Annotated in this window: 14 protein-coding genes; 5 read left to right on the plus strand and 9 right to left on the minus strand. The window is 57.0% G+C overall.

The features are described 5' to 3' along the window. Positions 1–4: 4 nt before the first annotated feature. From trbH to trbB, 9 genes are read right to left on the minus strand one after another with little or no spacing between them, the layout of a single operon-like run. Positions 5–448 carry a conjugal transfer protein TrbH gene (gene trbH / locus IB244_RS13625; RefSeq protein WP_192304552.1) on the minus strand — a complete coding sequence of 148 codons (444 nt, stop codon included), beginning with the start codon at positions 446–448 and terminating at the stop codon, positions 5–7. A gap of 3 nt (positions 449–451) precedes the next feature. After that, positions 452–1,264 carry a P-type conjugative transfer protein TrbG gene (gene trbG / locus IB244_RS13630; protein WP_192304554.1) on the minus strand — a complete coding sequence of 271 codons (813 nt, stop codon included), beginning with the start codon at positions 1,262–1,264 and terminating at the stop codon, positions 452–454. An 18-nt stretch (positions 1,265–1,282) separates the two neighbouring features. After that, the gene (locus IB244_RS13635) at positions 1,283–1,945 is read right to left on the minus strand and encodes a conjugal transfer protein TrbF (RefSeq protein WP_192304556.1); all 663 of its coding nucleotides are present in this window, start codon (positions 1,943–1,945) and stop codon (positions 1,283–1,285) included. 19 nt (positions 1,946–1,964) lie between these two features. Next, positions 1,965–3,146: a P-type conjugative transfer protein TrbL gene (gene trbL, locus IB244_RS13640; protein ID WP_192304558.1), complete on the minus strand. Its 1,182-nt coding sequence runs from the start codon at positions 3,144–3,146 to the stop codon at positions 1,965–1,967. 4 nt (positions 3,147–3,150) lie between these two features. After that, positions 3,151–3,954 carry a P-type conjugative transfer protein TrbJ gene (gene trbJ, locus IB244_RS13645; RefSeq protein WP_192304560.1) on the minus strand — a complete coding sequence of 268 codons (804 nt, stop codon included), beginning with the start codon at positions 3,952–3,954 and terminating at the stop codon, positions 3,151–3,153. Continuing rightward, on the minus strand, positions 3,926–6,379 hold the full coding sequence (locus IB244_RS13650) for a conjugal transfer protein TrbE (protein WP_192304562.1): 2,454 nt from the start codon (positions 6,377–6,379) through the stop codon (positions 3,926–3,928). Before IB244_RS13650 ends, trbJ begins: the two co-directional genes overlap by 29 nt. Positions 6,380–6,390: 11 nt before the next feature. Then, entirely contained in the window at positions 6,391–6,690 is a 300-nt protein-coding gene (locus IB244_RS13655; RefSeq protein WP_112646409.1) for a conjugal transfer protein TrbD, read from the minus strand. Next, positions 6,683–7,066: a TrbC/VirB2 family protein gene (locus IB244_RS13660; protein ID WP_192304564.1), complete on the minus strand. Its 384-nt coding sequence runs from the start codon at positions 7,064–7,066 to the stop codon at positions 6,683–6,685. Before IB244_RS13660 ends, IB244_RS13655 begins: the two co-directional genes overlap by 8 nt. Beyond that, on the minus strand, positions 7,056–8,039 hold the full coding sequence (gene trbB / locus IB244_RS13665; protein WP_192304566.1) for a P-type conjugative transfer ATPase TrbB: 984 nt from the start codon (positions 8,037–8,039) through the stop codon (positions 7,056–7,058). The genes IB244_RS13660 and trbB overlap by 11 nt, the downstream gene beginning before the upstream one ends. A gap of 376 nt (positions 8,040–8,415) precedes the next feature. On the opposite strand from trbB, the gene IB244_RS13670 reads away from it, so the two are divergent. The 5 genes from IB244_RS13670 (at position 8,416) to IB244_RS13690 (ending at position 13,228) form a co-directional block, all read left to right on the plus strand. Further along, positions 8,416–9,462, plus strand: a complete 1,047-nt coding sequence (locus tag IB244_RS13670; RefSeq protein ID WP_192304568.1) for an ABC transporter substrate-binding protein — start codon at positions 8,416–8,418, stop codon at positions 9,460–9,462. A gap of 29 nt (positions 9,463–9,491) precedes the next feature. Beyond that, entirely contained in the window at positions 9,492–10,370 is an 879-nt protein-coding gene (locus IB244_RS13675; protein WP_246734418.1) for an ABC transporter permease, read from the plus strand. Further along, on the plus strand, positions 10,367–11,170 hold the full coding sequence (locus tag IB244_RS13680) for an ABC transporter permease (RefSeq protein ID WP_192304572.1): 804 nt from the start codon (positions 10,367–10,369) through the stop codon (positions 11,168–11,170). Before IB244_RS13675 ends, IB244_RS13680 begins: the two co-directional genes overlap by 4 nt. Further along, positions 11,167–12,246 (plus strand): ABC transporter ATP-binding protein, encoded by a 1,080-nt coding sequence (locus IB244_RS13685; RefSeq protein ID WP_192304574.1) that lies wholly within the window; start codon positions 11,167–11,169, stop codon positions 12,244–12,246. Before IB244_RS13680 ends, IB244_RS13685 begins: the two co-directional genes overlap by 4 nt. Positions 12,247–12,361: 115 nt before the next feature. Then, positions 12,362–13,228 (plus strand): TauD/TfdA dioxygenase family protein, encoded by an 867-nt coding sequence (locus IB244_RS13690; protein WP_192304576.1) that lies wholly within the window; start codon positions 12,362–12,364, stop codon positions 13,226–13,228. Positions 13,229–13,247 lie beyond the last annotated feature (19 nt).

The raw sequence follows: 13,247 nt of genomic DNA on the forward strand, positions 1-13,247 counted from the left end.
TCTCTTACTGTCGTTGCATGATGGAGAGCGGACTTACGGGCGTGGCGCCCGCGGGTGTCGTCGCATAAGCGCGGCCAAGCGCGATCGACGGTGTCATCAGGCGTGCAAGGACCTCACCATTGAGGCTATCGATCGAGTAGGTGAGTTGGATTGGCTTTTGGTTCTTGCCGACTCTCCCGTCCGTGATGACGACAAAACCCCATCCCCTCAGTGCTGCCTCAAGCGCGCTTGCATAGTCCGAGCCGTCCGCATCCATCTTGATGGGTGTCCTCACCGGTCTGTCGATCTGCTCGGCAAACTGGCTTGCCATATCGCCTGCGATGGCATTCGCGGCGACTGGCCCGACGGCGGCTCCCGATGCCGAATGGGTGTCAATCGGTCCGCCAGCCGCCTGGCATCCAGAAAAGAGGCTGCACGTGATAAGCAAGCAGGGGGCCAATTTGTGCATTGATCAGCCTCCGCGCCGAATAGTAATTCTCTGCTGGTGCCAACCGACGCCCGATACAAGGATTGCTTCGTCGAGCGCGTAATCGACGACCATGATGTCGTTCTTCATGCGATAATTGACGATCCGGTTCTGCCCACCGGAAACGACAAAGAGTACAGGGGCGTCTTGACCCGCGATCGACTTTGGAAACTGGATGTAGGTCTTGGTTCCGTCGGAATAAACGCGCATTGGTTTCCACGCCGCCGAACCGCTGAGCGAATAGGAAAAACTCAGCCTCTCAGGGGCTGCGCCAAGGTTGTTTCCGGTTTGCAGTCGCGCATTGATGTCGGCGAGCTTGGTCGATACGTCTTCCGGATACTCGAAACCGACGCGCGCCATATACTGGCTTGGGTGCGATTTGAGCTGGATATGATAGGTCCGGCGGGACGTCGTGACGACCATCGACGTCAACAGGCCAGGCTCCGACGGCTTGACGACAAGATGGATCGCCTGCCCACTGGTTGCACCTGATGTCGCAGGCTCGACTTTCCATCGGACAGTATCGCCGACGAGGACGTCGCGTACGATTTCGCCCCCCTGAAGCTCGATGTCGCAAACCTGCAGTGGAGAACAGACGACCGAGGGCTGGGCTTCGCCAAAGAGAAACATGACCTTCCCGTCCGGACCCGTTGCAACAAGGGCCGGCGTTCCTCGCCACTTCCTCGAGACGTCCGTCGCCTTGACCTCATTTGGCGTCATGCCTTGCGCAAGCGAAGCGCCTGCGAAGACGAGTCCGACCATGCAGCCGAAGGCTGCCATCAGTTCTGTTTTGTACATTCGGAAACTCCCCTGCCCTTAAAGCTGTGCCGTCCAGTCGAAATCCCGAACGTAAAGGCCGATCGGGTTAACGCGGATGATTGCCTCATCCTGTGGCGCGGTCAGTGCGACCGTTGCGATCCCGCGAAAACGGCGCGTGCCGGTTTCTTTGCCCTTGCGGTCCCTCTCGTACTCCGTCCAGTCGATCTGATAGGTTTGCTGCGAGAGTGCCACGATGTTGTTCACCTCGATGGCAACCGTCGATGTCTTGGCCTTCTCGAACGGCGAATTGCCGCGAAACCAAGCATTTACCTTCTGCGTCGAGGGGTCGGAAGTCCGTAGAAGGGCATAGGTGCGATCGATATACTGCTTCTGCACCACGGCATCCGGCGTAATCGACCGGAAGCTGGTTACAAAATTGCCAAGTGCCGCCCTGACCACGCGTGCGTCGGCATACTCGATCTGCTCCGGGAAACCTGCCGTGACCGAGGTGCCAAGTTTATCCACCTCGACGATGTAAGGGACCAGCCTGACCTGGGTGCTGAGGTACAAAGCATACCCAAAGCCCGTCACTGCCATGGCGAGAGCGAGGATCCCGACGGTCCGCCATGCAGCAGCGGCCTTGACGTAAGAGCCGTAGCGCTCGGACCATTCCTGCCTGGCGACAAGGTACGGGTTTTCGGAAGGCCGGTTTGCTGCCATTCGATTTCTCTCCTAAGGATCACGGTTTATCGCTGCGTTCGGGAGGTGGCTTAAGGCCAGCGCGACCGCTCAAGCTGGCATCGAGTTTGGCATTGGCAAGGCCGAGGATCGAGCCGGCATAGGCACCGGGCGAGCCGATCGCCTTTTCCTTCGCTGCCGATGCGACTGCTTTGCCGGCGGAGCTGATGCCAGCACCGATGCCGCGCGCGGCAGCCCCGGCAAGCGAGGACCCGGCGGCGCGAGCTTCCTTTGCAGCAGCAAAGCCTGCGATGATAGCGCCCGTACCTAGAAAGAAGCCTGCCAAGGCGACCGAAGCAGCCTGACCGCCGTGTCGAATGACCTCCATACCGCCCGTAACCGAGGCTCCCTGCACGACACCCTGTATGATGTTCGGCACGTACATTGCGATAATGAAGACAACGACAGCTATGCCGGCGATCGCGAGCGCAGTTTGGAAGTGATTGCCAAAGTCCGGGTCATCGGCCAGTCCGATCAAGACCTCGGACCCGATGTGCGAGATCATGACAAGTGCCATGAGTTTCATCCCGACAGAGAACGCGTATACGAGATATCGTATGGCGAAGTCTTTGGTGAAGGATGACCCTCCAAGACCGAGCATGATCATGCCTGCGAGCAAGCCGAGGTACATCTCAACCATCACGGACACAAATATCGCAGCGACCAAAGAGAAAGCAATGACGCTCACCACCATCGCAAAAGCCGCTGAGATGGCAAGCGCGGTCTCGTGGAACGGCCCGAAGCGAACTTTTTCCGCCATCTTGGTCGCGACGGCGAGTCCGGTATTGAACACGTCTGCGGGCGAGGCCGCCTCGCCCCCGGCTCCAATCTGAAAGAGGCTGTCGACGACGGCTTTTGCAAATGTTGGTCCTTGGGCGAGGACGAATGCAAAGAAGCCGACGAACATGATCCGCCGAACGAGTTCAGCGAACCAGGCGTCCAGTGAAGCCGCTTGTAGCGCGAGCCATATGGAGGCAAGTCCGATCTCAATAGTCGCCAAAATCCAGAAGAGCGAGCGAGCGGCGTCCATGACCTTCGTTTCCCATCCCTTGGCAGCGGAGGTGATTTGAATCTGAAGTGAAGTCAGGGCAGCCCCCTCTTGGGCAAGCGCGGGATGCACCAGCAAGATTGTGAAGGCCGCGAGTGCTGCAGCGGTTCTGATTTGGGCAAGCGCCTGGTTCATGGGATCACCATTCCACCTTCATCTTCTCGCCACCGGATGTAGGCGGAGCGATTGAATGGAAGAATTCCTCATGCAACTTCTGCGCCAGGTCATTCTCGGTCTGTTCTGATTGAAGCCAGGTCCCCACCATGGTCATCTGTTGTGAAACGAGGCCGCGCAGTTTCTGCATCTGGGCGACTTGTTGCGCGGCAATCTCGTGGCCGATCTGCAGGGCTTTCATTTGCCCGTCCGCCGTCTCCGACATGCTGCGAAGCGAGCGCATCGTGCTCTCTTCGCCGTCGAACTGGTCGGCGGTCAAACTGGCCGCCTTTAATGTGCCGGCAATTGTGTCCCGGTTGGTGTCGGACCAGGTCTGGTATGTTGAAGAAAGATCCTCGCCCTTCGAAAGATTGCCCTGAAGCTCAGCATAACTCTTGAACCGCTGCTTCAGCACATCGTCCGCGCTGCCCATCGAAAAAGCGATGCCTTGCCCCTGGTCAACGATGCCGCGGAGCTGGTTGAGGTCGTCTTCCACCCGCCCCCAGATGTGATCGGGAAGCGATGCGGTGTTTTGCAGCATGTTCGTGTAGATATTCAGTTGGTTTTGAATTTGCTCTGCCAACTGGCTGATCTGCCTCAGTTGATTGTCGACCTGAAGGCCCGAGCTTTTCAGAAGATCGATGAGCTGGGCGTTGTTGGCTAGCTGTGTCCATTCAGTAGCCGCGCCAGTGACCGAACCTGCAGAAGCGGTTGCAGCCGAACCCAAGATGAGCGTGCAGGCGATTAGTCCGGCAAGCCTCTTATGCGATATTGAATAGCGATGCGGCATCGTGGACTCCTCTCGACTCAAGCCAACGGACTGGCCAGTCCTCACCATGATTGGACTTCAATACGCGGATGCGCTTGAGGTCTTCCTTGCCTGAAACCCCAACGAAACTAAGAGCAACGGGACCGAGCGACATGTCGAACAGACGCCGCCCTTCCGGTGTTGCGACGTAATATTCCCGCTTCGGGATCGCGCTCGCGACGATCTCGATCTGGCGTTCGTTGAATCCAATTCTCTCATAGAACTCGCGCGTGCCCGGTTCACGGGCGGCACCGTTCGGAAGGCAGATCTTTGTCGGACAGGATTCCTTCAGAACGTCGATGATTCCAGAGCGCTCGGCATCAGAAATGGATTGCGTGGCGAGAACGACAGCGCAATTCGCTTTTCGGAGAACCTTCAGCCATTCGCGAATCTTGTCCCGGAAAACGGGATGGCCAAGCATCAGCCACGCCTCGTCAAGGAGGATCAGACTTGGCGAGCCATCGAGACACTTCTCGATCCGTCGAAAAAGGTAGCTGAGAACAGGGACAAGATTGCGCTTGCCGCGGTTCATCAGAGGTTCGATCTCGAAGCACTGGAATCCACCAATTGCCAGCCCGTCCTCTTCGGCATCGAGCAATTGACCCATGGGTCCGTCGACCGTGTAGGGATGAAGGGCATCCTTGATTTCACGGACTTGAACGCCAGACACGAAATCCGAAAGCGATCGGCCGGGAGCAGTCGCCATGAGGCCAATCTGACGGGAAATCGCGTTGCGAAGATCCGGGGTGACGGTAACCCCCTGAAGTGCGACGAGCATCTCGATCCATTCGATTGCCCAGGCCCTATCACCGTCCGTGCCGAGATCAGAAAGAGGGCAGAACGCAAGCGCCGGTTTTTGCATTTCGCTATCGCCGATCTCGTAATGATCGCCACCACAGGCAAGCGTCAGTGGAAGCAGAGAACAACCTTTATCAAAGGCAAAGACCTGTGCACCGTTGTAACGCCGGAACTGAGCAGCAATGAGTGCGAGTAGCGTCGACTTGCCTGAGCCTGTTGGACCGAAGATCAGCGTGTGACCGACATCGTCGACATGAAGGTTCAGCCGAAAGGACGTCGAGCCGCTGGCGACTTGCATCAGCGGTGGAGAGTTTTGTGCGTAGAACGGGCACGGTGCCGTCGGGTTGCCAGACCACACGGAGTTAAGAGGAATGAGATCTGCGAGATTACTGGTGTTGATAAGCGGTTCACGGATGTTGCAGTACCAGTTGCCGGGTAGGCTGCCGAGATAGGCGTCCGTTGCATTCAGCGTTTCGATCCTCGCTCCAAAGCCCTCGGCCTGCACGAGCCGGCGGATTGCCTCGGCCTTTTCTTGCAACGCTTCGCTGTTTCCGTCGAAGAGGACGACAACCGGCGTGTAGTATCCGTAAGCGACAAGTCGGGATGAGGCATGTGCGATCGCGTCCTCCGTTTCGGCCACCATGGCCATAGCATCCTGATCTATGGAGCGGCTTTGCGTCTGAAACAGCTGATCGAAAAAGGGTCGTACCTTCTGTTGCCATTTCTTCCGCGTGCGCTCGAGCTTCTGGCGTGCTTCTTCCGCGTCCAGGACAATGAAGCGCGATGACCACCTGTAGGTCAGCGGCATCAGATCGAGGGAGTTCAAGATCCCCGGCCAGCTTTCGGCGGGCAAACCGTCGATCGCAACCACACCGAGAAATCGGTTTTCAACCTTCGGCGTCAGTCCATGTTCAAGCTGTGCCGTTACAAGCCAGTCAAGATACATGGGCACATCCGGCAAGCGGACGGGATAATTGTCACCCGTGATGCAGAAGCGGATGAATTGCAGAAGTTCGTCGTATCGGGCAACCGTCGTCCCACCCCGGTCGCTTGTCTCACGTGTTTCCATGCGTCGGATAGAGAGCGTGTTGGCAAGATACTGTTCGACCTCTCGCACCGCATTCTTGAAAATGGCGAGCACTGTATCCGCGTAAGACCTCTTGCGGCTTTCTTCGTCAGAGTAGATGTACCTGCTGAGCGCAGACTTCTTAGCCTCAAGTGGCCGATGGGTCAGGATCACTGCGTGCTTGCTTTCAAAATGCCCCTGTTCCCGTACGAAATGCGCGCGGCGCTCGGCATCGATTGCTCGCGTGACAGCGTCGGGAAAATGGCAGCGGTCCTCGGAGGGGTAGTCGACGGTCGGAACACGGATCGCTTCGACCTGGATCATCCACCCACTGCCAAGTCGCGACAGAACTGCGTTGATCTGTCGCGAAAGCTCATTGCGCTCGAGATCGGTCGCACTTTCTGAATCAGGTCCGGCAAAGTACCAGCCAGCCATAAGGCTCCCGTCCTTGAGGAGTAGCACGCCGTTGTCGACAAGGCCTGCATAGGGAACAAGATCTGCAAAGGAGGGATCCGTGATCCTGAATGCTCTCAAAGCAACCATGGCCCACCTCCTCAGTATTTGCGCCACGGCGAGGTGGTTGGTTTGTAGAAAGGCTTGTATGAAATGTGCCTGATATAGACCTGACGCATGAGCGGATCCGACTTCGCCAACATGCGTAGCAGGCCGATGACGACAATCCACACCGCGACGCCGAACACTACGGAGTACACAGTCAAGACCACGAAGATGAGAATGGCTGCTGCCAAGCCAGTAATCAGCACCAGTTCGCGGTCAGCGCCCATCAGAAGATTTGGGCGAGACAATGCCCGATGGATGCGGTTTCGTTGCAAGCCGGACAGGGATTCAGCCATTTGCTTTCTCCTCTCGTTCCAACACCTTCGATGATGAGCGTTGATCATCGATCCATCCGATCGATGCGCCTGTTGCGTCGAATAGAGCGACAATCCGGGTAGCGCCAAGGAGGATACCGGCCACAAGGACCACGTACACCATACGTCGCGCGAAATCGTTGAGTTCGCCGCCGAAAATCAGCATCCCCCCTGCAATCGCGACGGCAGCCAGCGCAATGTAACCGGCGACGGGGCCCGTGATCGATTGCTGGATCCGTTGGAGCGGGCCCTCCCAGGGAAGCCCGCCGCCGGTACTGGCGAGCGCGGGCATCACTGTCACGAAAAGGAGTGTTGCACTGAAAAAAGCGGTAGCAAGCGGAATTTTCCTATGTGGCACGGCGACGCTCCTGCTCTTCGGTTGGTTGGTCGGATTGGATTTCGTATTGGCCATTGACGAAACGTGTGACCCGAATGACGTCGCGCACACGTCGGCCCCGCGGAGTGCGTTCAATAGAGACAATCAGATCGACTGCCTCCCCGATGACTGCCTCCATTGGCTGCATGCTTGCCTCAGCGGTAAGTTGCTCCAGGCGGCGTAGCGCCGAGACTGCTGTATTCGAGTGGATCGTGGCCACCCCCCCAGGATGACCGGTGTTCCATGCCTTCAGCAATGTGAGCGCAGCACCGTCTCTGACTTCACCAACAACGATACGGTCGGGGCGCAGGCGCATCGTGCTCTTCAACAGCCGGGCCATGTCAACAGCGTCGCTGGTGTGCAGCAGAACCGCATTGTCGGCTACGCACTGGATCTCGGCGGTGTCTTCGAGCACAACGAGGCGATCCTCAGGAGCGCACTTGACGATCTCGTCGATGACAGCGTTCGCAAGTGTCGTCTTTCCCGAACCAGTTCCGCCCGAAATGATGATATTCAAACGCGAGCTGACCGCATTTCGGATGGTCGCGGCCTGCACTTCTGTCATGGTTCCCGAGCTGACATACTCGTCCAACGGGATCAGAGAGGACGCCCTTCGGCGTATCGTGAATGTCGGCTTTGCGACCACCGGAGGCAGCAACCCCTCAAAGCGGTGGCCGCCAATCGGGAGCTCACCCGAGATGATGGGGTGGTCGGTGTCGACAGCGCACTGCAGCGCGTGAGCGACCGTACCAATGACGATTTCCGCTGCCGCTGAGCCCACTTGGCCGTGCGGTGAAAACCCTTGGCCTAGCCGTTGGACAAAGACCTTGCCATCGGGGTTCAAGACGATTTCAACGACACTCGGGTCATCAATTGCGGCACACAGGCGGTCGCCCAGGGCATGACGCAATTTGCTGATCAAACGAACTTGAGCAGGATGTTGCATTGTCACCATGCGACCTTCGGTTGGAGTGCAATTTCGTTCTGCTGGTTCGCACCGGGAAAGTGCGGTTGGAGGTGAAATTGCCCACTTGCGATCCGATGATCCACTCGCAAACTTGTTAGTGATTTCTCGTCGTCGATGACATTTCGTTAACCCGCGGTCCGTGGGCGGAACTTGGCCGAAGTCGGAGCGCGACGCTGGCGACCAAACGACTGGTTCCGATCCATTTCAGAAGCAAATGACGGCAGAAGCGCTCGACCCGTTCGGGGTCCTATGGAAGGCCAATTCATCTCCGCAGCACATGAATCGTTGAAATCCGATATTGGACCACTGGCGGTCCGCTGAAGACCATTCCCATGGGAACAACGCCAGGAAGCGAGATCATGTCATGGGAAGAACAAGACTAATTTTCACTGTGTCGGCCTTCGGGGTCGCAGCTATTGCCACGCCGCTGCGCGCGGAAACGCTTGTCGTCAATAGCTATGGAGGACCTTACGAAGCCATCATCCGCAAGGCAATCATCGAGCCATTCGAGCAGCGAACTGGGATAGATGTCATCTATGACCCCGTCGGCTCAGCCTCGCAGGATTATGCGAAGATCAAGGCGACCAGGGGCCGGCCCGGCTTTGACGTGGTCGTCATGACCGCCTCTCAATCGCTGCAGGGCTGTAAAGACGGCGTTCTGGAAAAGCTTGACGCAAATAGCATCCCGAACCTTGCGAAGCTCTCGCGAAGACTGACGGAAGCGGCCGGTCCCTGCGGTGCTGTGCACGAGGTCCAGTACATGTCGTTGCTTTATCGAACGGACAAGTTGGCAACGCCGCCGGTATCTTGGTCAGCACTTGCCTCAAGCGACCTCGCGGGTCGGGTCGTCCTGCCGACATTTCAAAACACCATGGCCATATACCTTGTCGAAATGTTCTCACTGATGAATGGCGGCGACCTCGTCGACAATCTCGCTCCTGGGTTCAGGGCGGTGGCCGCAATCGCCAAGCAATCGATCGGCTTCGAACAGAGTTCGGCAATTCTCGAGAGCTACATAAAGGATGGAACGGTCTGGGCGATGCCTTTCTGGAGCGGCCGGGCGCAGTTGCTTGTCGATAGCGGCTTGTCTGTGGATTACATCAAGCCAAAGGAGGGCACCATTCCGCTCGTGGCCACGCTGAACATTCCAATCGGCGCCGAGCATAAGGATGCTGCGAGAAAGTTCATTGACTTTTTCCTGGAGAAAACCAGTCAGGAAGCGTGGGTGGGCGGTTACAAGGTGGGAAGCGCCCGCACCGACATCGATGTTCCGGCCGCGGTAAAAGCACGCCAGATCACCGCAGATGCAGACTTGAATTCCCTTCATTTGCCGAACCTGACCACTGTCGCAGAACGCCTGCCCAAATGGGCGGAACAGTGGGAACGCGACGTTGTCGCGCACGCAAATTGAGGGGTCCCATGACTATTATCGCCTTGGAGATGCCTGGCAAACGGCGAGTGTTTGCCAGGGGTTGGATCAGGTTTCTGGGATTGTCACCAGCGACCTGTCTGCTTGTATTTTTCTTTGCTCTGCCGATGGGAATGATGATCGGAATGAGCTTTCACAATCCATCATCGCAGGGAATGAGCCTTGTTAGCTATTCGCGTTTTTTTACCGACGGTCTGTCACTCCTCGGCTTTTGGAGAACAACTCTCATGTCGAGTCTGGTTGCGATTTCGGCAACCTTGCTCGCCTATCCAGTTGCCTACTATCTGGCGCGTTCGAGAGGGCGGTGGCGTTCAATCGTGTTTGCCATCGCGCTCGCGCCCGAGCTTGCGGGTGTCGTTCTGCGAACCTATGGCTGGCTCATCATCCTGGAAGACAGGGGTTTCATCAACGATGTCCTAATTCACGCGGGGCTGATTTCGTCCCCGCTTCCCTTGTCGAAGAACTTGTTTGCGGTTGTCATCGGTCTGACCCATGTCGTGTTGCCTTTCGCAATCCTGTCCTTGACGACAAGTATCCAAGGCATAGATGACAACCTCGAACGCGCAGCCCAGATATTGGGAGCGCCGCGTCATGCCGTTGTCTGGCACATCCTGCTTCCTCTGTCGGTTCCGGGTCTCATAAGCTCATTCCTTCTTTCCTTTACAATGTCTGCTAGCGCCTATGCGACGCCCGCGCTGCTCGGCGGAGCCGGCTTCAAGGTCCTGGCGACCATGATTTCCGAGCAGGTCCTCTTCTATATCGATTGGTCCTTCGCAGCTGTCATGGCGAATGCGCTGCTGATCCTCATGCTCGTGATCTCATACGCCGGGATTCGTTTCGAGGCGGGTTGTCGCCAAAAGTATCAGAGCGTCGCAGGAGGTATGAAATGAACAGAGTGATATCCGCGCTGTTTTGGTGTGCTCTTGCACTGGTAATCGCCTTCATCGCGCTGCCAATTGTGGTGGTTTTTGCAGCGTCCCTCAGTCCAACCGGCGACGTGACATTTCGACCGTGGGAGTGGACGGTCAAATGGTACTTCGATCTTGCGTCGGAGCGGTGGCTTGGACCGTTTTGGCTAAGCGTCAAAATTGCCGTTGTCGTTTCTGTCGTAAGTGGCGCGATCGGGACCGTTGCTGCCTATGTCGTCGCTTACGAGAAGTTTGCAGGAAGCGAGATCGTCATGGCCGCACTCCTTTCGCCGCTTTCCGTGCCGCAGATCGTAAAGGGCGTGGCGGTGGTTCTGTTTTTGTCCGTGATCGGACTACAGCCGTTGCTCGGAACGCCGGCTCTCATTGCCGGTCACTGCGTGCTTGCGCTTCCCTTCGTGGTTCGCATGGTTGCCACGTCGATTGCAAACTTTGACTGCAACCTCTTCCGAGCAGGCCAGATTCTCGGGGCAAATCAATGGCAGCGGATCAGGTTCATCCTCCTGCCTGCGATCAAACCGGGTATTCTGTCAGGGGTGACATTCGCATTCATCATCTCGTTCAACAATATTCCGCTCTCGGTGTTTCTGGTGCGACCGGGAGAAACCACGCTGCCGATCACCGTCATAAACTATCTCGAATACAGCCTCGACCCCGTCATGGCTGCGGTCAACGTCGCATCCATGGCCTTCATTCTGATCGTGATTTTCAGCTTCGAAAAACTCGGCGGTTTTTCCGCCCAACTGCATGGTGGTAGCAAATGAGTGCAATCGACGTGGAACTGATCTCCGTCAGCAAATCCTTCGGTCCGATATCGGTCGTCACAAACATTGATCTTAAGATTCCGAAGGGAGAATTCGTCAGTATTCTCGGACCGTCCGGGTGCGGGAAGACCACAACCCTTAACATGATCGCCGGGTTTAGCGCACCGTCCGGCGGCGACATCCGTATTCGCGGCCGCAGCCAGGTTGATGTTCCTCCCGAACGCCGAAACATCGGCCTCGTTTTTCAGAACTATGCACTTTTTCCACACATGACCGTCGCCGAAAATGTTGGGTTCGGCCTGCGTATGAAAGGCACGCCAAAGAACGAAATCGGATCAATCGTTCAGTCCTCGCTTCGCAGGGTTCATCTCGACACACTGGCAGACCGCTATCCCAGAGCGCTGTCGGGCGGACAACAGCAACGCGTCGCCCTGGCGCGGGCGCTTGCGCCACGACCCTCGGTTCTTTTGCTCGACGAGCCGTTATCCAATCTTGACCTGAAACTGCGCGAAGCAATGCGTGCGGAATTGAAGGAGATGCAGCAGGAACTGGGTATGACCTTCATCTACGTCACTCATGACCAGGAAGAAGCGATGGCAATGTCCGATCGCATCGTCGTCATGTGGAAGGGGGCCGTCGCGCAGCAAGGGGATCCCGGTTCCATCTATGGCGATCCACAATCGACCTTTGTCGCCGATTTCATCGGGAAGTCCAATATTCTGACATTGAGGGAGGTAACGTCGACTGGAACCGCATGGGATGCTGCAATCGACAGGTGCGACATAAGACTTCGCGCGACGCGCGGAAAGGGAGATGCCCGCTATTGTGTCATTCGACCCCAAGACATCCAGCCGCTTGTCGACGACGCTCCGGTTCCGGAGGATTTCAACGTGCTTAGAGGTATGTTGCGAAGAGTGATAAATCTTGGGGCATCGCTCGAGATGAGCGTTGAACTCGCGCCCGAAATTCACGTCAGCGTTCTGGTTCCTTCCGCAGGGTCGGACGCAATGCCGGCCCCTGGGCAACAGCTGAAGCTCGGCATTCCTGCCTGTGCATTGAAACTCCTGGCCGACTGAGCAGCGATCGATAAAGCAGCCGCATCAATGCCTCGGGGTTCATATTGGAGATCTCCCAGGGGCCCGCTCTAGGATCACCGTGACCTAATCGAGAAGGTCACTATAGGAGATGAAAATGCTTACAAAGGAGCGGCTTAAGGCCATTCAGCATTCCAGCAACGTGTGTGCTGATATCGAGGGTTTTGATTTCGACCGATACGACAGCCGCGACATCGAGGCGATCCGAAGGTACTGGCTGCAGTATGGGGTAATACGGTTCAAGCAGACCCGCATCACAGACGCGCAGCAGGTGGCATTCTCCCGGCATTTCGGCGAGTTTGTCATCCACCCCAAGCAGTTGCAGGAAGGGGGACATCCAACGCACAGGGAAATTCTTGTCATCAGCAACGCAATGACCGACGGAAAGCCCAGTGGAGCCATGGGAAACAGTGAGGCCACCTGGCATACGGACACATGGTTCTACGAGAAGCCTCCGGCTGGGGCAATTTTGCGTGCAGTTCAAGTCCCTCCCTCAGGCGGTGATACCTACTTCCTGTCGACCTATCTTGCCTACGAAACACTGCCGGCGACACTGAAAGCAGCCGTCGATGGACGGCAGATCTTCTTCCAGAACGTCTATGACAAAACGGGTAAGCTGCGGCTGGGAAAATCGACCCCGAAGAGCCAGGACTATCGCGAGTGGAGCGGCGTCGTGCACCCACTTGTTCGCACTCATGGCGAGACGGGTCGCAAGGCGCTTTATCTCGGCGGAACAATTGACGGCGCATGGATCGTCGGAATGAGCCGCGACGAGAGTGACGCGCTGTTGGCGGAGCTGTGGGATCACACGACCAGCACCAAGCAAGTCTTTGTGCAGCAGTGGGACGAAGGAGACATCATGATGTGGGACAATCGATGCACGATGCATCGTCGCGATTCATTTGATCCGGCCTTCATCCGGATCATGCACCGTACGACGACCTCAGGCGAACGGCCAGTCTGATCCCCAAAACGAAGAGCTA

Origin of the sequence: Rhizobium sp. RHZ02, from assembly GCF_014851575.1 — a bacterium.
In the GTDB taxonomy this organism is placed as follows: Bacteria; Pseudomonadota; Alphaproteobacteria; order Rhizobiales; family Rhizobiaceae; genus Rhizobium; species Rhizobium altiplani.

Excerpts from the sequence above, each read along its gene's own strand:
- trbH (WP_192304552.1), bottom strand. The coding sequence starts at position 448 with ATGCACAAATTGGCCCCCTGCTTGCTTATCACGTGCAGCCTCTTTTCT.
- trbG (WP_192304554.1), bottom strand. The coding sequence starts at position 1,264 with ATGTACAAAACAGAACTGATGGCAGCCTTCGGCTGCATGGTCGGACTC.
- IB244_RS13635 (WP_192304556.1), bottom strand. The coding sequence starts at position 1,945 with ATGGCAGCAAACCGGCCTTCCGAAAACCCGTACCTTGTCGCCAGGCAG.
- trbL (WP_192304558.1), bottom strand. The coding sequence starts at position 3,146 with ATGAACCAGGCGCTTGCCCAAATCAGAACCGCTGCAGCACTCGCGGCC.
- trbJ (WP_192304560.1), bottom strand. The coding sequence starts at position 3,954 with ATGCCGCATCGCTATTCAATATCGCATAAGAGGCTTGCCGGACTAATC.
- IB244_RS13650 (WP_192304562.1), bottom strand. The coding sequence starts at position 6,379 with ATGGTTGCTTTGAGAGCATTCAGGATCACGGATCCCTCCTTTGCAGAT.
- IB244_RS13655 (WP_112646409.1), bottom strand. The coding sequence starts at position 6,690 with ATGGCTGAATCCCTGTCCGGCTTGCAACGAAACCGCATCCATCGGGCA.
- trbB (WP_192304566.1), bottom strand. The coding sequence starts at position 8,039 with ATGGTGACAATGCAACATCCTGCTCAAGTTCGTTTGATCAGCAAATTG.
- IB244_RS13670 (WP_192304568.1), top strand. The coding sequence starts at position 8,416 with ATGGGAAGAACAAGACTAATTTTCACTGTGTCGGCCTTCGGGGTCGCA.
- IB244_RS13675 (WP_246734418.1), top strand. The coding sequence starts at position 9,492 with ATGCCTGGCAAACGGCGAGTGTTTGCCAGGGGTTGGATCAGGTTTCTG.
- IB244_RS13680 (WP_192304572.1), top strand. The coding sequence starts at position 10,367 with ATGAACAGAGTGATATCCGCGCTGTTTTGGTGTGCTCTTGCACTGGTA.
- IB244_RS13685 (WP_192304574.1), top strand. The coding sequence starts at position 11,167 with ATGAGTGCAATCGACGTGGAACTGATCTCCGTCAGCAAATCCTTCGGT.
- IB244_RS13690 (WP_192304576.1), top strand. The coding sequence starts at position 12,362 with ATGCTTACAAAGGAGCGGCTTAAGGCCATTCAGCATTCCAGCAACGTG.